This is a genomic window from Bacillus sp. FSL R9-9497, from assembly GCF_038005805.1.
Classification (GTDB): Bacteria; Bacillota; Bacilli; order Bacillales; family Bacillaceae_G; genus Bacillus_A; species Bacillus_A cereus.
This window is the reverse complement of sequence record NZ_JBBOTY010000001.1, coordinates 415,845-435,301: the sequence shown is the minus strand read 5'-3', so window position 1 is coordinate 435,301 and position 19,457 is coordinate 415,845. Positions and strand designations below refer to the sequence as shown.

The window sequence follows — 19,457 nt, the reverse complement described above, 5'->3', positions numbered from 1 at the left end:
TCAATTATTTATTGTCTTCTTTAGTAGCTGCAACTTCTTCTTTAGCTTGTCCAGAATTCTTCATGTAGTGAATTATAAATGTTGCTCCAAATGCTACAACTAAAATAATAAAGAATAGTGTATGACTAATCTCAATCTCGATTAAAGATAGTAACATTTTCGATGCAATAATTAAGATTAAAATGTATGCTGTCGTTTCAAGCTCTGGAATACGCTCTAACAATTTCAAGAATACACCGGCAATACCACGCATCATTAAAATACCTAGCATTCCGCCTAATAATAAAATCCAAACTTCATTAGATACACCAAATGCAGCAAGTACACTATCTACAGAGAATGCGATATCCATTAATTCGACCATTGCAACTGTTCCCCAGAAGACACCGAACATTCTGAAGAAAATACTGTTTTGGTTCATACCATGAGCTTCCTCTTCTTCACCTGCACCTTTACGCTTATCAATAAAGTATTTTACTGATAACCAAGCAAGGTAAAGTGCACCAAGAAGTTTTACCCACCATAATTTAATTAAGAACATTCCAATTCCAATTGCAATAAAGCGGAATATATAAGCTCCAATAAGTCCATAGAATAATGCTTTTTTACGTTTCTCTTCAGGAAGGTGTTTTACCATTACTGCTAACACAAGTGCGTTATCAGCAGATAACAACCCTTCAAGTACAACAAGTGTACCAATTAATCCCCAAGATACTGGATCTTGCAACACTTTAATCCACATGTCCAAGTCAAAAAACTGAGCATACGTATCAAGGATTCCTTGCAAAATACTCATCTTACCTTTATCCCCTATTCTTTGCTAGATTTATAGAAAGGTCAAAAAAAGGAAACGAATATCGTTTCCTTTCTATGCATCCAAGCCATACGCTCTTACAAGCGCACCTAAACCACCTTGGAATCCACTTCCTACTGCATTAAACTTCCACTGTCCATTATGACGGTATAATTCACAAAAGACAACTGCTGTTTCGATGGAGAAATCTTCCCCTAAGTCAAAACGAAGAACTTCTTCACTCGTTTCTTCATTCGCTAAACGAACAAACGCATTTCCTACTTGCCCAAAGTTTTGACTACGGCCTTCTGCATCATAAATCGTAACTGTAATAGCAATTCTGTGCACATCTGCTGGAACTTTCTTCAAGTCCACAACAAGTTGCTCATCGTCACCTTCACCTTCACCTGTACGGTTATCTCCTGTATGTAAAACAGATCCACAAGGAGACTGTAAATTATTATAGAAGATAAAATCAGTTTCCTTCGTACATTTTCCGTTTGCATCTAATAAAAAGGCAGATGCATCTAAATCGAAATCAGCTCCACCGTCATAAGATTTAATATCCCATCCAAGACCAATTACTGCTTTTGTTAAACCAGGGCTTGTCTTACCTAAATCGATTTTCTGGCCTTTTTGTAATTGAATAACCATCTATATTCACCTCTATATGTTTATCTTTAAAAATATATCCATCAGTAAACATACATTTCACCAATGGATATATAAATCAAATCTATTACTCTACATCTAAACCAAAGTTATTACATAGAGACGCTAATCCACCTTGGAATCCACTTCCGATTGCATTGAATTTCCAGTCACCTGCATGACGATATAATTCACCTACTACTACGGCTGTTTCAATAGAGAAATCTTCTCCTAAATCGTAACGAATTAATTCTGCATTCTTTTCTTCATCTAAAATACGTACGAAAGAATTAGAAACTTGTCCGAAGTTTTGGCTACGGCCTTCTCCATCATAAATTGTAATTGTGAAACAAATACGTTCGATGTGAGCAGGAACATTTTTCAAATCTACTTTAATCGCTTCGTCATCGCCTTCACCTTCACCAGTGCGGTTATCTCCTAAATGCTCTACAGCACCATTCGCACCTTTTGGATTATTATAGAAGACGAAATCCTCTGCACCTGAAACTTTACCGTTAGCACCTACTAAGAAAATACTAACATCTAAATCGAAATCGTTTTGTCCATCATAACGATTCGTGTCCCAACCAAGTCCTACAAGAACTTTCGAAAGACCTGGATTCGTTTTTGTTAAGTCTACCTTTTGTCCCTTTTTCAATGAAATTGACGCCATATACAATTCCTCCTCGGTTATTTTATTGATAACGTGATACAATCTCACTTAAGTTTTTATCTTGCGTGCCTTCTCCAACTGCTGAAAACTTCCATTCACTTCCGTGACGATACATTTCACCTGCAATTAGAGTTGTTTTGCCAGCATAATTATCCGATAAATTATAGCGTGCTAATTCTTCACCAGTTTGCGGGTTTTGAATACGAATATATGCATTACGAATCATCCCGAAATCTTGACGACGATTTACACAGTCATAAATATTTACAACGAATACTAAACGATTAATACGGCTCGGAACTTTATGTAATTCTACGAAAATTGTTTCGTCATCACCAGCGCCTTCACCTGTTAAATTATCTCCTGAATGAATAATACTACCACAAGTAGAAAGTTTATTTCCGAAGTAAACTAAATCATTTTTGTTTAAAAAACGATCTCCTTCTAACATAACAACAGATGCATCACAATCTACATTTGGTTTACTTCCAAATAATGAAGACAGAAATCCACCTGATTGCCCAATTGGATCCCAGCCTAAGCCAACCTGTAGTTTTGCTACTTTTGGTTGTCCTTTCGTTAAATCGATCTTTTGACCTTTTTCTAAAATAATAGGCATGAAGTTTCTCCCTTTCTACAAAGCATTTTCCAAATCGGAAAATATTGTATTCTTCTCTTATATTGTAGCATTATTTACCTAGCGATAAAAAGGATAAATTCTCAGTTATATGAAAACATTCATATAACTTACTTATGATGATGTAAGAAGTGGTAAATAGCACCAATCATTCCTGCACAATTACCGTTTTGCGCAAGTTCAATCTCACAATTATTATAAATCTCTTGATTTAAGTATTTACTGATCTCTTCTTTTACTTCTTTTAAAAACTCATTTCCTCTATCGGTAATTCCTCCACCAATAATAATCGTTTCTGGATTAAAAATATAAGCAAGATTACTAATTCCGATTGCCAAATGTTTAAAAAAAATCCCAACTGCTTGAGCAACTTCTCTATCTCCTTTATCATACAACTCGAAAATTCTTTTCCCATTCCACTCGCCTTTGCCTTTATATTTTCTTACAAGCCGAATTAATCCTGAAATCGAAGCAACCTCTTCAAACGTTTTTCCTTCTATTAGCATATTCCCCCATTCACCAGCACTAAATGAATGTCCTCGGTACAATTCTCCATCTATAAAAATTGCTCCCCCAATCCCTGTTCCAATGGTGAGCATAATAAAGTTATCTTTCTCTCTTCCACTACCATTCCACTTTTCTCCAAACGCTGCACAATTCACATCATTGTCAATCGATACTGGAACTTTTAATATCTCTTGCAATCTATCAATAATAGGAATCGTACTATATCCCGGAATATGATCCGCACCTCCTGTCACAATTCCTTTATTAATATCAACAATTCCCGTAGTGCTAATACCAATTCCTGCAATAGTATGTTCATTCATTATTTTTTGGGATACATATATAAGTTTTTGAATAATTTGTTCTCCGCCTAAATGAATTTCTGTTGCAACTGTTTTACGCTTTAATACTCTCCCTATTTCTGAAACAATACCATACTTAATTTGCGTACCGCCAATATCAAACGCTATATACTCTTTCATCCACTGCCACTTCCTCTACCGTTATGAATGTAAATTCTCCACCTCTATTATTTGTAGAAAATCTACATTAACTCTTTTCTGCTTTGACAAATACACCACCTTTTTCTATATATAGTTTTTTTTGCATAAAACTCTTTTTCCTAAGAAATATTACAAAGGGATGTATTGATGGAATATTAATTTCTTAGGAGGAAAACCATGACGAAAATCTTCATTTTAGCATCAACACTCTCTTTATCTTTTTTTAGCGGTTTAAATATCGGTAATGCTGCAACTGAAAACTTCCAACCATTAACAAACGCTATTGTACAAAATAGCGATCATTTTGCAGAAGGAAACTCAAAGGATAATAATAAACCTCCAGGAAATAACGGTTCTCAGGACGATAGTGGTTCTGGTAACAGTGGCTCTGACGGCAATGGTTCCGGCGGTAATGGTTCTGGTGGTAGCAGCTCTGACGGCAATGGTTCCGGCGGTAATGGTTCTGGTGGTAGCAGCTCTGACGGCAGTGGTTCTGGTGACAATGGTTCCGGCGGTAACGGTTCTGATGGCAGTGGCTCTGACGGCAATGGTTCCGGCGGTAACGGTTCTGGTGGCAGTGGCTCTGGTGGCAATGGTTCCGGCGGTAACGGTTCTAGCGGTAACGGTTCTGGTGGCAATGACTCTGGTGGCAGCGGTTCCGGTGGCAGTGGTTCTGGCGGTAACGGTTCTGGTAGCAACGGCTCTGGTGGCAGCGGTTCTGGTGGCAGCGGTTCTGGCGGTAACGGTTCTGGTAGCAACGGCTCTGGTGGTAACGGTTCTGGTGGCAGTGGCTCACACGGTGGGAATGGCTCTCAAGGTAGCAATCGCGTTAAAGGTGATAGCAGTTCTCAAGGGGGGAACGTAAAAGATAATACGAAAAAACAAGGTGATAAATTACCGAATACAGCAACACATTATCCTGCATCTATTTTAATGGGTCTTTCAACATTCCTAATTGGTATGTTACTGTTTATTCGTCGTAAAAACGTAAAATAAGAGCAACATACTTCCATCTAAAGAATACATGAAATACTGTATAAAACTAAAAAGGACTTTGGATTGCACTTTATTATGCAGCCCAAAGTCCTTTTTATCACCTATCAGAAAAAGTATTAATACGCTTTTCCCCAATACACCATTTGTTTAGCTTCTTTACCACAACAAATACATTCTTCAGCTAAATGCTCTTGCTCAAAAGGCATACAGCGAGAAGATACTCCAACTTCTTCTTTTAGTTTCTCTTCACAAGCTAATTCCCCGCACCACATCGCTTTAATAAATCCTTGCTTTTCGTCAGCTATTTTTTTCATCTCTTCGAAATTTGTCGCAACATACGTATTCTCATCGCGAAATGCTTTTGCTTTATTAAATAAAGCAATATGAATTTCTTCAAGTAATGCTGGAATACGTTCTTCTAATTGATCCATTGGTACAAACTCTTTTTCCTTCGTATCTCTTCTTACAAGTACAACTTGATTCTTTTCAATATCTTTAGGGCCAACTTCTAATCGAATTGGAATCCCCTTCATTTCATACTCATTAAATTTCCAGCCTGGTGTTTTATTACTAGCATCTATTTTTACTCGTGCAACCTTTTGAATATGTGCTTGTAACTCTGTTGCTTTTGCTAAAACTCCTTCTTTATGCTGAGCAATCGGTACAATAACAACTTGCACTGGAGCGACTTTTGGTGGCATTACAAGTCCATTATTATCACTATGAACCATTATTAGCCCGCCTATCATTCTTGTTGATACACCCCAAGATGTTTGGTGCACATATTGCCACTTACCGTTACGATCTAAAAACTTAATATCAAATGCTTCTGAGAAATTCGTCCCAAAGTTATGAGAGGTTCCTGTTTGAAGTGCTTTTCCATCATGCATTAAACTTTCAATTGTATAAGTTGCCTTTGCTCCAGCAAACTTCTCTTTTTCTGTTTTTTGTCCTTTAATAACTGGTATTGCTAAATAATCCTCACAGAAAGAAGCATATAAGTTTAAAATATTTAATGTTTCAGCCTGCGATTCTTCTGCCGTTTCATGGATTGTATGACCCTCTTGCCATAAAAATTCAGTCGTACGAAGGAACGGCCTAGTTGTCTTCTCCCAACGAACTACTGAACACCACTGATTATATAACTTTGGCAAATCATTATAGGATTGCACAATTTTTGAAAAATGCTCACAGAATAAAGTTTCAGATGTAGGACGTACACAAAGTCTTTCCGCTAACTTTTCATCTCCACCATGCGTGACCCATGCTACTTCAGGAGCAAATCCTTCAACATGATCCTTCTCTTTTTGCAATAAACTCTCTGGGATAAACATTGGCATATATACATTTTCATGGCCAGTTTCTTTTAACTTCTCATCCATCACCTTCTGCATATTCTCCCATAAGGCATAACCATACGGACGTAAAATCATGCACCCTTTTACACTTGAATAATCAACAAGTTCGGCTTTTTTTACAATATCGGTATACCACTGCGCAAAGTCCTCTTCCATCTTCGTAATGGCTTGCACTTGTTCTTTTGCCATAGTCAGTCTTCCTCCTTCTAGAAAATACAAAAAAGCCCGCGTCCCTAAATAGGGACCGAGCTTTGCCGGCGTTACCACCCTGATTCATGCACAAAAATTGCGCATGCTCTCTTTTTGATAACGGGAAATTCCCGCTGCATATGCAGAACTCAAAGGCAGGTTCCATATTGCCTTTTTAAGAATCTTTCAGCCTGGCGGATTCTCTCTCTGCTAAAAAGGTTGAACATGTACTAGTCCTTTTTCATCGTTATAACGAAATAAATTTGTTGATTATCATAATACAAATTCTTTTTTAAAACAATAGCTAATTTTCTTATTATTATATATTCTTTTCATTTTTTGCAGTTTTATACGTAGCTTTTCCGCGTAATTTTCACAAGTTGATGTGCAATCATACCGATAAGTGTACCAAGTAGGACGAAGAAACCAATAAATCCATATCCCATTCCTTCCCACCCACCAATAACCATCATTGTAACGGGAAAGGACGCTAAGCAAAGAAGTATTAAACTAAGTGCAAATATAATATCGAACTGTTTGTCTGGAAACCGTTTCTTTAGTAAATATGAAATAGCAAATACAAGGATAATCGTGATTCCACCAATGATGTAAAAGATACCAAATCCATCTAACCAATCCATAGTGTTTCCTCCTTCCATAGATTCCCTTATACTTAATTATATGTTTAATTTTTCTGAAAATAAATAATAAATTTTCACCTAAAAATATATTTTTATTACTAGGTATTAATAGTAATATATAAGAATAGGTTTTATATAATCAGGAGGGAACTTTATGGATAAAGCATTAACAAACCATGTCATTATTTTATCATTCGACTGTTTATCAGCTTTAGATTTTCCTATACTACAAAAACTACCTCATTTCCAATCTCTAATAAAAAAGGGCACGGTTGTCGAAAAAGTAGAACCAATTTATCCTTCTGTAACATATCCAAGCCACTCAACAATCGTAACCGGTAATTACCCTAACAAGCACGGTGTTGTTAGCAATACGTTACTTCAACCAGGGCGTGAATCACCTGATTGGCATTGGTACCGAAAATCAATAAAAGGAACAACATTGTATGATGAAGCGCGCAAAGCAAATTTAACGACAGCCGCCCTTCTATGGCCTGTTACCGGAAGAGCGAACATCGATTACAATTTACCAGAAATTTTCCCCAATAGACCTTGGCAAAATCAAGTGTTAGTTTCCTTATTTAGCGGTAGCCCACTATACCAATTAGATTTAAATCGTCGTTTCGGCCATATAAGAAATGGTTTATCACAACCAGAGCTGGATGATTTCGTCCTCGCCTCTGCTGTGCATACAATCCAGACGAAAAAGCCTAATGTCATGTTTGTACATTTCACCGATCTAGACACCCAAAGACACTATCACGGCTTTAAATCTAACGAAACAATAGCTGCTATCCAGAGACATGACGAACGTCTAGGGAAAATTATTCAAGCACTAAAAGAAAGTGACCTATACGAAGAAAGTACAATTATTGCCCTTGGTGATCATAGCGCTTTAAGTGAAAACAAATCCATCCAATTAAATGTGCTATTCCATCAAAGAGGACTTATATCTCTTAATAAAAAAGGAAAATTAGTAGACTGGAAAGCCTATTGCCAAAGTTGCGACGGCTCTGCCTATGTATATGTAAAGGACAAAAATGATACGGATACAATTCGGGAGGTACAACTACTCCTTGAAGACCTACTTCAAAATAAACAAAACGGAATTGAATTTATACTTCATGATGAAGCTGCGAAAGACTGCGGTGCAGACGGTAATTGTTTATTCATGTTAGAAGCACGAGAAGGGTATTATTTCACTGAAAACTATACAGGAGATTTCATAAAAGAAATTACCGAAAAAGATGTTACGCCTAGTAAAAAATATACATTTGGTACGCATGGATACTCTCCAACAAAACCTAACTATGAAACAATTTTTATCGCTGCCGGAAAAGGCATAAAAATTGGTGTGACAATCCCATATATGAGACTTATTGATGAAGGTCCAACTATCGCTAGACTACTAGGTTTACACTTAGGTGAAACAGACGGAGCAATTGTAGAGGATTTACTCCAATTGTAAAGAACTGTGTATATATGTAAAAGTTATGTAAAATTCATCACTGTTTCTCTTTTTATAATTTTTATTTTTGTACACTGTTAGTAAAACAAATTTAAGGGGGAACATTATATGAAAAAAATGTCCAGACAAGAAAAAAGCTGGATATTATACGATTGGGCGAACTCTGTATACTCGCTCGTCATTACAACTGCATTATTTCCAATTTACTTTAAAGCAGCTGCAAAAGAAGCTGGACTATCTGGGGCAACTTCAACAGCATATTGGGGATATGCAAACTCATTCGCAACACTTTTAATTTCTATACTTGCCCCTATTCTCGGCACAGTTGCTGATTATAAAGGATTTAAAAAACGATTTTTCACATTCTTCTTTGGACTTGGTATCGTATTTACAAGTATGTTAGCAATTGTTCCAACCTCTCAGTGGTACTTATTGCTAGGGTGCTATATGCTCGCCTTAATCGGCTTTGCTGGAGCAAACATTTTCTATGATGCATTTTTAGTGGACGTCACTTCTGAAGATAGAATGGACCGAATTTCTACAAGAGGATTTGCATTAGGTTATATCGGGAGTACAATTCCTTTTATCGGTTGTATCGCTCTTATTATTCTTTCTCAAAAAGGAACTATTCCCTTATCGGTCGGCATTGCTAGTCAAATTTCCTTTGCGATAACAGCTCTTTGGTGGGGGTTATTTACAATTCCAATGCTAAAAAACGTAGAGCAAACACACTATATTGAGCGTCATCCAAGACCTATTAGAATGAGCTTCAAACGTCTTGCTGATACTTTTAAAAATATTAAAGAATATAAAACTGTATTTATGTTTCTAATCGCTTACTTTTTCTATATTGACGGAGTCGATACAATTATTACTATGTCTACCGCTTACGGAACCGATCTCGGTATTAGTGCAACGAATCTATTAATCATATTATTTGTAACACAAATTGTCGCTTGTCCATTTGCTTTACTATACGGAAAATTATCTGAAACATTTACTGGCAAAAAAATGTTATATGTCGGTATCATTATTTATATCATTATTTGCACATATGCTTATTTCTTAAAAACGACACTTGATTTTTGGATTTTAGCAATGCTAGTTGCTACATCTCAAGGTGGTATTCAAGCACTAAGTCGTTCATACTTTGCAAAACTAGTACCAAAAGAATCTGCTAATGAATTCTTCGGATTTTATAATATATTTGGTAAGTTCGCCGCAATTATGGGTCCGGTATTAGTCGGTGTTACAACGCAATTAACAGGAAAAACAAACGCTGGTGTTCTTAGTATTATTGTTCTGTTTATTATCGGAGGATTCTTACTAACTAGAGTTCCAGAAAATAATACATCCGTTACACCACCTAGTCCAAAGACTAAAACGCTATAAGAAAAGATCCTCTTCTCATAAGAAGAGGATCTTTTTTATTTTTAAAGGTGCGCCTTATAACGAACGACTCTACTGCTTGTACAAAAATAATTTATCAACAGTTGTCCCTAATACTTCAGCTAAACGGAATGCTAACGCTAAACTTGGATCATATTTATTATTCTCAATTGCATTTATCGTTTGTCTAGAAACCTTACATTTATCAGCTAATGCGCCTTGTGAAATATTATTTTCAGTGCGTAATTCATGGATTTGATTTTTCACACCATTGCTCCTAATCTGTAAAATTATTTTTACAACATCAGTATATAATTGGCTCATATAGTTGTCAAAAGTTCCTCAAAGAAAAAGAGAGCAATTTTGCTCCCTTACAATAGTTATTTCGAAACTAACGAATTTGTTAGTGCCTCTTTATTAGCAACATCTTCTTTTTTTATTTGCATGCGTAGAACTGGCCCTATCGCTAATAAAATAAGTGCCATTGCTATACAAAACACAGTAACTAGTGAAGTTAGTTCCTTTAATCCTCCAGCTAGTGAAGTTCCAATTAGCATTGCCCCCATAAACAGTGGTAAAATCGTCCCATTTACTCTTCCAACCATATTTTCTGGTACAAGTTGAATCATAAGTGTACCGATAACGATATTAACACAAGCTAAACAAATACCTGTTCCAAATCTCATGAAACTAGTAATCCAAAATGATGTAGATAGCCCTTCTACTAAAAATGACATCGCTAATATACCCATACCGAATACAAACATCTTTTTCGGATTCACTTTTGAAGCGAAAACTGCAGCAACAATACCACCGAGTAACATACCTATTCCGTCAGCTGCCGCTAAATATTGAACAGCTTCTTTTTCCATGCCTAAACGTTCAATTACAAGGAATACTTCTAATGGATTCGTTAATCCAACAGCTAAACCCATAATTGTAAAAGTGATCGTAATCATACGTAAATTTTTCGTATGAAGAACATACTTCCAACCTTCTTTTATATCATTTTTTAATGAGTCTCTCGCCACCTGCTCTTTTTCAACCCATTTTGGTAAGAATGAAAGGGCGATAGCTGATAACAAAAATAAAATGATTAAGCTATATAGTGACATAAATAAACCAAGTTGTGTATACACAAGCGATCCTACCACTGGTCCAAAAATCAGAAATAATGACTGTAATGTTTGGTTAAATGCAATCGCATTTGCTACCTCTTCTTCTTTTACATAGCGCTTAAATATACGCGAAGATGAGGGCTGAGAAAACTGACCTACAATCGCGGAAATGAGTGTTGCAAAAAATATAGCCTGCCAATAATCCATTTTTAACAACAAGACAATTCCTATAATAGACAGTACACTTAATACATCTCCAGCGACCATTGTTCTTTTCGGATTCCAGCGATCAGCTAGCGCACCACCGATAAACGAGAAAATAAAAATAGGTGCATATTCCATAACTGATAACAACGAAACAGAAACTGGATCATTATTCGTTCGCTCCATTATAAAATACAAAAGAGCCATATTTCTGATCCAAATTGCAAATTGTTGTAAAATATCAGACGCCATAACGAGCATAAATACTCGGTTTTTAAATAAAGCGTTCATTTTCATTCCCCTTTCACAAACCGACCGTTCGGTCTAATTTATTTTGTAAGAAAAGCAACTGACCTATTATTCAGCTGCCATTCCTTTTAACAATACATCTATTGCCTTTTTATAAATACGTTTCAGCTCTTTATAATCTAATTCGTAGTAAAGCACTCCAAGTCCTGATAATAATCCGTTTACAATATACATAAGATCACGAGTATTATCTTCACGGAACTCTCCAGACTGTATACCTACTTCAATTAATTTCTCAAACATAACATATGATTCTCTAGTTAAAGCTAACAGTTCATCCAGAATCTCTTTACTTACAACTTGGCTCATAGAGAATTCCTCTATTGCATTTGAAATTGGTTGCTGTATGTCCTCTACATGATATTCTGCGAGACCATATAGTTTTTCAGTACTAGTGCTATACAACTTCTCTTTTTCATTCCATTTTTCAATCCAATCATACGTATGCTGTTTCACTACAAATAAAAATAATTCTTCTTTACTTTTAAAGTGATAATAAATACTTCCTTTACTTCGCTCTGTAATTTCACAAATCTCTTCCATAGATGTAGCTGCGTAGCCCTTCTGTGAAAATAGACTTTCTGCTTTATATGCAATTTCTTTCTTTATCTCTTCTGCGCTTCTTCTCATATTCACACCTCTTTAAACCGACCGTTCAGTCTAATAATAACAAATCAAAAACCTCTATCGCAAGAGGCTATATTCCTTATTTAAGAAAACGTACTTTCAAACCAAGTTCGAATCATATGTATGGTTCCAAATTTAAATGCTAATTTAACAAGAAATACGCCTCCCGCAGCTAATAAAAATAACACTACTTTCCCCTTATTTTTCACTTTCGGTTCCCTTTTCATTTCCATTCCCCTTAGTATGTTAAAAATATTAAACAAACGTTTGTTTAACTGTGTTTATGCATATGTAAGCCGACTAATCAAACGTTTGTTTAAAAAGAAATACGCCTAATATAAGGCGCATTTTTATCAATCACCACCGCCACCGCAGCTTCCTCCGCTATCTCCCCCAAAAGATCCTCCACAATCATGTGAGCCGCCATCATGCGAGCTATCATTATCAGATCCAGCAAAGAAAAATAATGGTGATGAGCTGTTAGATGAATTATGAATGTTATTTTGTTTTGTAAGATTTACCTTCTTCTTGTTCGATCGAACTGCTGTTACGATTGTTCCAACTACAACAAATAATAGTATGACAATAATAAATTCCATTTAAAAGCCTCCCTTATTCCTCGAATAATTGAATGGTTCTCTCTAGATTTTCAAGTGAAATGAAGCGTGATTCACGAAGAATTTCTTTTCCATTATGAAATAATAAAATTGTTGGCCCTGTAAATACTCCATATCGCCCCGCAATCTCTTGCATGTCTTGTAGTAATATCTCTATTTTCTCTACGTAATCATAATTCTCTAATACGCAATTTACTTTTCTTAGCATAACATCACAAACACCACAATTTTCCGTTTTAATAAACAGAAGTACCAATTGTTGTTCTTCGATATAGGTCGCTAATTCTTCTATCGTTTTAAATGTATTCATCTTATCCCTCTTAACGTAATTTACGAAATACTTTGTCTTGATACATACGAAAAGCTGAACTATCTTTAATCTTTCTCTTTTCCATTACCTGCTGAAAACGCAGAGTTTTTGCTGTTAACTCTTCTCGTAATTTCTTTCTCTCTTCTTCATCATAACAGCAAGCAATTAGATCTTCTATTTTTAATATATCTTTTTGTAGTTCCATTTCTGGTGGAATCATTCCCGCATTTTTTAAAATTTTATAACTCATTCTAAGTTCTGGAGGTACCATTGAAAGATCTTCTAATTGTAGTGGTTTTCCTTTTCCCGGAATATAATCAAGATCACCATTCCGTATTGCTTGTCGAATTTTCTCTTCAGCAATGTTCAAAAACACATCCACACTATTCCCTCCTTTACATATTTTTACTATTATTTTACATGATATTTCCTTATCTTTCTACGTCTTTAATAATTGGCTCCATACAATTTTTTCTCAAATTTATTTATAATGAGCTTTTTCCTCCCATACCGATTTTTCGTTTTCATATATAGTTTGTATTCAAGCCTTTTTGTATTGAGAAAGTCTTTTTCAACTTAATAAAGCGTTTACACTAAATCTTACATTTGTTACGATTTAATCACCCCCAGCTCCCTTGTATAGACTTCGTGATGTCTGATCATTTTATCTAGACGTTTCACACGTCTAGATTCATTTTGATTTATTGGCGTATGCCTTTAAATATATCTTTTATTTTGAAAGGAGAAATGGCTATGAGGTCTCAAAAATTCACACTGCTATTACTATCCCTACTACTTTTCTTACCTCTTTTTCTCACAAATTTTATTACTCCAAATCTCGCATTAGCAGATTCACCAAAGCAAAGTCAAAAAATTGTTGGGTACTTTCCTTCGTGGGGCGTTTACGGACGTAATTATCAAGTTGCTGACATTGATGCATCAAAACTTACTCACCTTAACTATGCTTTCGCGGATATTTGTTGGAATGGAAAACATGGAAACCCTTCTACTCATCCTGATAATCCAAATAAACAAACGTGGAACTGTAAAGAATCTGGTGTACCATTGCAAAATAAAGAGGTTCCTAATGGTACTCTCGTACTCGGGGAACCATGGGCTGATGTTACCAAATCGTATCCTGGCTCAGGGACAACTTGGGAAGATTGCGATAAATATGCCCGTTGCGGAAATTTCGGTGAACTAAAACGATTAAAAGCTAAATATCCTCACTTAAAAACAATTATTTCCGTTGGTGGCTGGACTTGGTCTAACCGCTTTTCTGATATGGCCGCTGATGAAAAAACAAGAAAAGTATTTGCTGACTCTACAGTAGCTTTTCTTCGCGCATATGGGTTTGATGGCGTAGATTTAGACTGGGAATATCCGGGCGTTGAAACGATTCCTGGTGGTAGTTACCGTCCTGAAGATAAGCAAAATTTCACTCTCCTTCTTCAAGACGTCCGAAATGCTTTGAATAAAGCAGGTGCTGAAGATGGCAAACAATATTTACTAACAATCGCTTCAGGCGCAAGCCAACGCTACGCTGATCATACAGAGCTAAAGAGAATTTCTCAAATACTCGATTGGATTAATATTATGACATATGATTTCCACGGCGGATGGGAAGCTACTTCTAATCATAATGCAGCTCTATATAAGGATCCAAATGACCCAGCAGCAAATACGAATTTTTACGTAGATGGTGCTATAAATGTTTATACAAATGAAGGTGTTCCAGTCGATAAACTAGTATTAGGCGTACCCTTTTACGGACGTGGCTGGAAAAGTTGTGGCAAAGAAAATAACGGACAATATCAACCTTGCAAACCAGGTAGTGATGGGAAACTTGCTTCTAAAGGTACTTGGGATGATTATTCTACCGGTGACACGGGTGTGTATGATTACGGTGATTTAGCAGCCAATTACGTTAATAAAAATGGTTTTGTACGCTACTGGAATGACACAGCTAAAGTACCTTATTTATATAATGCAACTACAGGCACATTTATTAGCTACGATGACAATGAATCTATGAAATACAAAACAGACTATATAAAGACGAAAGGTTTAAGTGGAGCAATGTTTTGGGAACTAAGCGGAGATTGCCGCACAAGTCCAAAATATAGTTGTAGTGGTCCAAAATTACTTGATACGCTAGTAAAAGAATTACTTGGTGGACCTATTAGTCAAAAAGATACTGAGCCACCAACGAATGTTAAAAACATTGTAGTTACGAATAAAAATTCAAACTCAGTTCAATTAAACTGGACTGCATCTACTGATAACGTAGGAGTTACGGAATATGAAATTACTGCTGGAGAAGAGAAATGGAGTACAACAACAAATAGCATTACAATTAAAAACTTAAAACCTAATACGGAATACACATTTTCAGTAATTGCCAAAGATGCTGCTGGAAATAAATCACAACCTACCGCTTTTACTGTCAAAACAGATGAAGCTAATACAACACCTCCTGATGGAAATGGTACTGCTACATTTTCAGTCACTTCGAATTGGGGCAGTGGTTATAACTTCTCGATTATAATTAAAAATAATGGAACGACTCCTATTAAAAATTGGAAATTAGAATTTGATTATAGCGGCAATTTAACACAAGTTTGGGATTCTAAAATTAGTAGTAAAACAAATAATCATTATGTAATTACGAACGCAGGATGGAATGGTGAAATTCCTCCTGGTGGGTCTATTACAATTGGCGGTGCAGGAACAGGTAATCCTGCCGAACTTTTAAATGCCGTCATTAGCGAAAACTAGACGTAATATCCATTAATTACTTCACTAAAGTTTGAATTTAGGTTTGAGTAATACCTCCTAAATTCAAACTTTTAATTTTACGGAAAATCAAATTATAATAATAACTTATTATAATTATATTAAGTTTATACATTCATTTTATAATATGAAGTTTATATGAAGTTCATTTGAATTTTACATGAATTTCCTTTAATTTCTATTGTCTTCCTATAATATCCATATTATTCTTTACATATAGGAATTATTTTCATTCCACTTTGAACTATCTATATATATAAAGAAAGATAGTCACCTGTTAGGGAAAGGCTTTCGTATTATTATAAATATAACAAAAGAAAAAGCACGCTTATAAGCGCACCATAAGAGTGCTTCTTCATACAATTCTCATGTAAGAGTTCTCGAAAATCATGTTAATCACAAAGAAAAGGCATTAGCTCATAAAAGCTAATGCCTTTTCTTTATTCATATTGTTGAGTATTCCATTCTTCTATATTTCATACTTTTGTTATCCACGATTCATAGAAAGAAGGTTCATGTGAGACAATTAAAACCGTTCCTTTGTATTGTTGTAACGCTTCCTGTAAAGCCATCTTAGTTTCTACATCCAAATGATTAGTCCGTTCGTCTAAAATTAAAACATCAGCTTTTTCTATTTTTTCATATAAGGAGCTAACACACTTAAAATCTCTTCTTTATCCTTTTTTAATTCGAGTGATGTTAACATATCCATCGTTCTCGGTCTAGGTAATTTCACTTGTACCTCACCAACTATTGACGCTGGTCTTTGAGATAAAATAAATACGCGATCTGAAAGCAAGATTGCCTCATCTAAGTCATGTGTAACCATAATGATTGTTTGCTTCTCTTGATGCCAAGAGTTTAAAAGCCAGCTATGTACTTCCATTTTTGTAAATGCATCTAACTTTCCAAAAGGCTCATCAAGCAGCATAATTGGCTTTTCACATAAATATGTGCGCAGAAAACTAATTCTTTGACGCATACCACCAGACAATTCATCTGGATAATGGTCTGCATATTCATCTAGTTCGAACTGCTTTAATGCTTCCATTCCTTCTGTCAGCCTTTGCTTTTTCGGCTTTCCTTCAATTTCTAACGGAAGAACGATATTTTGCAAAGCTGATCGCCACGGTAGTAATAAATCTTGTTGTGGCATATAACTAACAACATCTTGCTCTTGTACTTGCTTATCTTTATACGTTACGTTCCCGCTTGTTGGTTTTTCAACATTTGCAATCATGTTTAATAATGTGCTTTTCCCGCAACCACTCGGTCCTACAAAGGAAACAAACTCTCCCTCTTGTATAGAGGCACTAATATTCTCTAATACATTCTTTCCGTCGAAAGATTTCACTATATTTTTTATTTGTAATCCGCTCATTTTTCACTTGGAAGGAATTCATTTGTAAAAGCATCTTTTACATCGATTTTCTTTTTAATAACTTTGTTGTCATATAAGAAATTCATGTAATTCGTCCAAATTTCTTCCTTCTGTACTCCCCATGCTTTAGCATCATCTTGATACTTCGTACTTAACCATTTTTGGCTTTCTTGAACTAAATCTTTATTCACATCTGGAACAGCTTTAATTAAAATATCAGCAGCCTCTTTCGGTTCCTTAATTGCAAAATTATAACCTTCTGTCGTTGCACTCATAAACTTTTTCACAAAGTCTTTATCTTGCTTCGTATGTTTTTCACTCGTAATAATAACAGGACTATAGAAATCAAGCGCTGGATCTAAGTCCTTCACCATAATCGTATTTAACTCTTTTCCTTGACGCTTCGCTTCAATACCATCCCATCCGTAATAAATCCATTCAAAGTCTGCATCACGGCCAATTGATTTAAAGAAATCGGTTTGTCCTAAGATGATTTTTTCAACTTTATTAAAATCAGCTTGATGTTTATCCATAATCGTCTTTAATGTCGCTTCTTCTGCTGGTCCTCCCCAGCCGCCGTAACGTTTACCTTCAAAATCTTTCGGGGACGTCATATTGTCTTTCTTAAGCGATGCAAACGCTGAAGTGTTATGCTGAATAATCGCTCCTACAGATACAACAGGAATTCCTTCTACACGAGCTAACGTTACATTTTCTTGTGCGCTTATTGCGAAGTCTGCTTTTCCTGATGCTATCATTTGCTCTGCTGTTACATTGTCACCTGGTTGAATAATTTCTACATCTAATCCTTGCTTTTTGTAATAATCTTTCGTTTGCGCTACATACAAGCCAGTATGATTCGTATTTGGAAACCAATCTAATACTACTTTTACTTTTTGATCTTTACTTGCACTTTCTTCTTTCTTCGCCGGATTACATCCAGCCACACCTACCGCTACTAAGGCAGCTAACATAACTTTCAAACCTTTTTTCATTTTCTGCCGTCCTTTCTATATATCCATGGTGCTGTTATTCTTGCCATAAACTCTACGATAAAATACAGGAATAATGTCACTATAACGATGATTGCTGCAACACCAAATACTCGGGCAGTCAAAAAGGATTTTGTAGCCCTCGTAAGCATAACGCCTAATCCTTCACTTGCACCGAGCCATTCTCCGATAATTGCCCCCATTACGCTATATGTAACTGCAATTTTTAAACCTGAGAAAAAGTATGGAAGCACTGCTGGAAATTTTACTTTCTGGTAAACTTGCCATTTTGTCGCCTTCATTGTTTGTAACAGTTTCAGCATGTTTTTATCTACTGTTTGAAAACCTTCTAAAATACTAAGCGCAATTGGGAAGAAACAAACGAGTATTACGACCATTACTTTCGGTAACATCCCATATCCAAACCAAATAATAAATAGCGGTGCAAGTACAACAATTGGAATTGTTTGCGAAATAACGAGCAATGGATTTATTAAAATACGAAATAACGGTATAACGTCCATAATAATTGCGATGCTCGTCCCCAATAAAATTGCAAAGAATAGTCCAATTATAACTTCCTGCAGTGTTTGCATCGTATTTGGTAATAGTAAATCTTTCATCCCAATTAATTCTTGAACAATGGCAGAAGGCTTTGGTAAAATCCACGGTTCGATTTTAAATAATGAAACAGATCCTTCCCATATCGCAATGAGAAGGATAAGCCAAATAGTTGTAATAAGTTTAGATTGCTTCTGGTTTTGCATATTCATCACGGTACTTCCAAACCTTTTCATCTATCGTTACACCAGTGCTTGGACGATAATGGATTTTAATAGAAGTAATCACTTCTTCTGCTCCAGCGTCGACGCAAGCTTGTTGCGCACGTTTAACGACATCAAGAAGTACATCTAATTCTCCTTCCAAAGTTGTTTCCATTGCCCCTACTTCATAACGAACTCCCGATTGTTGCACAACTTCAATTGCTTTATCGACAACAGAATATACATCTTTCGTTTTCGCTTGTGGTACTACTGAAAATGACATTGTAACTTGTTGTGACATAATAAAATCCCCCTTATAAAATTAAATTTCAAAAATAAGAAAAGGCTTTCCTACTGCGTAGGAAAGCCTTGTATGCAAGTTATTACAGAATAACATATGCTACATCACTTTAAGTAACTCCCTACGCTGGCATTATCCAGATCAGGTTGAGGGTCGATGTTTACTTACATCCTCTCAGCCAATTGGCTCCCCGGTCCTTAATTCGTTTTCATTGTAGCATGATTTATTTTATT

The 19,457-nt window shown here is 35.8% G+C and carries 22 protein-coding genes, 1 pseudogene, 1 riboswitch and 1 other annotated feature; of the genes and pseudogenes, 4 read left to right on the top strand and 19 right to left on the bottom strand.

Going from position 1 to position 19,457, the window contains the following annotated elements; translation table 11 throughout:
* Positions 1–4: 4 nt before the first annotated feature.
* The 5 genes from MKY21_RS02275 to MKY21_RS02255 all read right to left on the bottom strand — a co-directional run bounded on the left by MKY21_RS02275 (position 5) and on the right by MKY21_RS02255 (position 3,743).
* The gene (locus tag MKY21_RS02275) at positions 5–796 is read right to left on the bottom strand and encodes a TerC family protein (RefSeq protein WP_000025688.1); all 792 of its coding nucleotides are present in this window, start codon (positions 794–796) and stop codon (positions 5–7) included.
* A gap of 72 nt (positions 797–868) precedes the next feature.
* Positions 869–1,447, bottom strand: a complete 579-nt coding sequence (locus MKY21_RS02270) for a TerD family protein (RefSeq protein ID WP_000236643.1) — start codon at positions 1,445–1,447, stop codon at positions 869–871.
* Between the two features lie 85 nt (positions 1,448–1,532).
* The gene (locus MKY21_RS02265) at positions 1,533–2,117 is read right to left on the bottom strand and encodes a TerD family protein (RefSeq protein ID WP_000146726.1); all 585 of its coding nucleotides are present in this window, start codon (positions 2,115–2,117) and stop codon (positions 1,533–1,535) included.
* A 22-nt stretch (positions 2,118–2,139) separates the two neighbouring features.
* The gene (locus tag MKY21_RS02260; RefSeq protein ID WP_001121586.1) at positions 2,140–2,736 is read right to left on the bottom strand and encodes a TerD family protein; all 597 of its coding nucleotides are present in this window, start codon (positions 2,734–2,736) and stop codon (positions 2,140–2,142) included.
* A 128-nt stretch (positions 2,737–2,864) separates the two neighbouring features.
* On the bottom strand, positions 2,865–3,743 hold the full coding sequence (locus MKY21_RS02255; protein ID WP_000666112.1) for an ROK family protein: 879 nt from the start codon (positions 3,741–3,743) through the stop codon (positions 2,865–2,867).
* Between the two features lie 198 nt (positions 3,744–3,941).
* Here MKY21_RS02255 and MKY21_RS02250 point away from each other — a divergent pair, with 198 nt between their 5' ends.
* Entirely contained in the window at positions 3,942–4,760 is an 819-nt protein-coding gene (locus MKY21_RS02250; RefSeq protein ID WP_341075343.1) for an LPXTG cell wall anchor domain-containing protein, read from the top strand.
* Positions 4,761–4,876: 116 nt separating this feature from the next.
* Here the strand turns inward: MKY21_RS02250 and proS are convergent, their stop codons facing one another.
* Positions 4,877–6,307 (bottom strand): proline--tRNA ligase, encoded by a 1,431-nt coding sequence (gene proS / locus MKY21_RS02245; protein WP_001040977.1) that lies wholly within the window; start codon positions 6,305–6,307, stop codon positions 4,877–4,879.
* Positions 6,308–6,354: 47 nt separating this feature from the next.
* Positions 6,355–6,561 (bottom strand) — a binding site (T-box leader).
* Between the two features lie 93 nt (positions 6,562–6,654).
* Complete coding sequence (locus MKY21_RS02240) at positions 6,655–6,948, bottom strand: YesK-like family protein (RefSeq protein WP_000383853.1); 294 nt, start codon at positions 6,946–6,948, stop codon at positions 6,655–6,657.
* Positions 6,949–7,102: 154 nt separating this feature from the next.
* Here MKY21_RS02240 and MKY21_RS02235 point away from each other — a divergent pair, with 154 nt between their 5' ends.
* Together MKY21_RS02235 and MKY21_RS02230 are read left to right on the top strand one after the other, a co-directional pair.
* Positions 7,103–8,416, top strand: a complete 1,314-nt coding sequence (locus MKY21_RS02235) for an alkaline phosphatase family protein (protein ID WP_306702437.1) — start codon at positions 7,103–7,105, stop codon at positions 8,414–8,416.
* Between the two features lie 108 nt (positions 8,417–8,524).
* On the top strand, positions 8,525–9,808 hold the full coding sequence (locus MKY21_RS02230; RefSeq protein WP_044795638.1) for an MFS transporter: 1,284 nt from the start codon (positions 8,525–8,527) through the stop codon (positions 9,806–9,808).
* 69 nt (positions 9,809–9,877) lie between these two features.
* Here the strand turns inward: MKY21_RS02230 and MKY21_RS02225 are convergent, their stop codons facing one another.
* The 7 genes from MKY21_RS02225 to MKY21_RS02195 all read right to left on the bottom strand — a co-directional run bounded on the left by MKY21_RS02225 (position 9,878) and on the right by MKY21_RS02195 (position 13,372).
* Entirely contained in the window at positions 9,878–10,129 is a 252-nt protein-coding gene (locus MKY21_RS02225; protein WP_080119155.1) for a helix-turn-helix transcriptional regulator, read from the bottom strand.
* Positions 10,130–10,185: 56 nt separating this feature from the next.
* On the bottom strand, positions 10,186–11,418 hold the full coding sequence (locus tag MKY21_RS02220) for an MFS transporter (RefSeq protein WP_086392086.1): 1,233 nt from the start codon (positions 11,416–11,418) through the stop codon (positions 10,186–10,188).
* A gap of 66 nt (positions 11,419–11,484) precedes the next feature.
* Entirely contained in the window at positions 11,485–12,066 is a 582-nt protein-coding gene (locus tag MKY21_RS02215) for a TetR/AcrR family transcriptional regulator (protein ID WP_001254434.1), read from the bottom strand.
* Between the two features lie 80 nt (positions 12,067–12,146).
* On the bottom strand, positions 12,147–12,290 hold the full coding sequence (locus tag MKY21_RS02210) for a hypothetical protein (protein ID WP_000817981.1): 144 nt from the start codon (positions 12,288–12,290) through the stop codon (positions 12,147–12,149).
* Between the two features lie 126 nt (positions 12,291–12,416).
* On the bottom strand, positions 12,417–12,662 hold the full coding sequence (locus MKY21_RS02205; protein WP_000394369.1) for a hypothetical protein: 246 nt from the start codon (positions 12,660–12,662) through the stop codon (positions 12,417–12,419).
* 13 nt (positions 12,663–12,675) lie between these two features.
* Positions 12,676–12,990, bottom strand: a complete 315-nt coding sequence (locus tag MKY21_RS02200; protein ID WP_001091336.1) for a thioredoxin family protein — start codon at positions 12,988–12,990, stop codon at positions 12,676–12,678.
* Positions 12,991–13,000: 10 nt separating this feature from the next.
* Positions 13,001–13,372 carry a DnaJ family domain-containing protein gene (locus MKY21_RS02195; protein ID WP_000382367.1) on the bottom strand — a complete coding sequence of 124 codons (372 nt, stop codon included), beginning with the start codon at positions 13,370–13,372 and terminating at the stop codon, positions 13,001–13,003.
* Between the two features lie 371 nt (positions 13,373–13,743).
* Between MKY21_RS02195 and MKY21_RS02190 the strand changes: the two genes are divergently transcribed.
* Positions 13,744–15,768, top strand: coding sequence for a glycosyl hydrolase family 18 protein (locus MKY21_RS02190; protein WP_001257479.1), 2,025 nt, complete (start codon positions 13,744–13,746; stop codon positions 15,766–15,768).
* A 494-nt stretch (positions 15,769–16,262) separates the two neighbouring features.
* Here the strand turns inward: MKY21_RS02190 and MKY21_RS02185 are convergent.
* The 5 genes and pseudogenes from MKY21_RS02185 to MKY21_RS02165 all read right to left on the bottom strand — a co-directional run.
* Positions 16,263–16,421 (bottom strand): annotated as a pseudogene (locus MKY21_RS02185) (ABC transporter ATP-binding protein); the annotation flags it as partial.
* On the bottom strand, positions 16,418–17,167 hold the full coding sequence (locus tag MKY21_RS02180) for an ABC transporter ATP-binding protein (protein WP_000016081.1): 750 nt from the start codon (positions 17,165–17,167) through the stop codon (positions 16,418–16,420). The pseudogene MKY21_RS02185 and the gene MKY21_RS02180, both read right to left, overlap by 4 nt.
* Entirely contained in the window at positions 17,164–18,162 is a 999-nt protein-coding gene (locus MKY21_RS02175; RefSeq protein ID WP_000715573.1) for an ABC transporter substrate-binding protein, read from the bottom strand. The genes MKY21_RS02180 and MKY21_RS02175 overlap by 4 nt, the downstream gene beginning before the upstream one ends.
* Positions 18,159–18,932, bottom strand: a complete 774-nt coding sequence (locus MKY21_RS02170; RefSeq protein ID WP_001057165.1) for an ABC transporter permease — start codon at positions 18,930–18,932, stop codon at positions 18,159–18,161. The genes MKY21_RS02175 and MKY21_RS02170 overlap by 4 nt, the downstream gene beginning before the upstream one ends.
* The gene (locus MKY21_RS02165) at positions 18,904–19,224 is read right to left on the bottom strand and encodes an MTH1187 family thiamine-binding protein (protein WP_000082906.1); all 321 of its coding nucleotides are present in this window, start codon (positions 19,222–19,224) and stop codon (positions 18,904–18,906) included. Before MKY21_RS02165 ends, MKY21_RS02170 begins: the two co-directional genes overlap by 29 nt.
* 101 nt (positions 19,225–19,325) lie before the next feature.
* Positions 19,326–19,427, bottom strand: a riboswitch (TPP riboswitch).
* Positions 19,428–19,457: the final 30 nt, after the last annotated feature.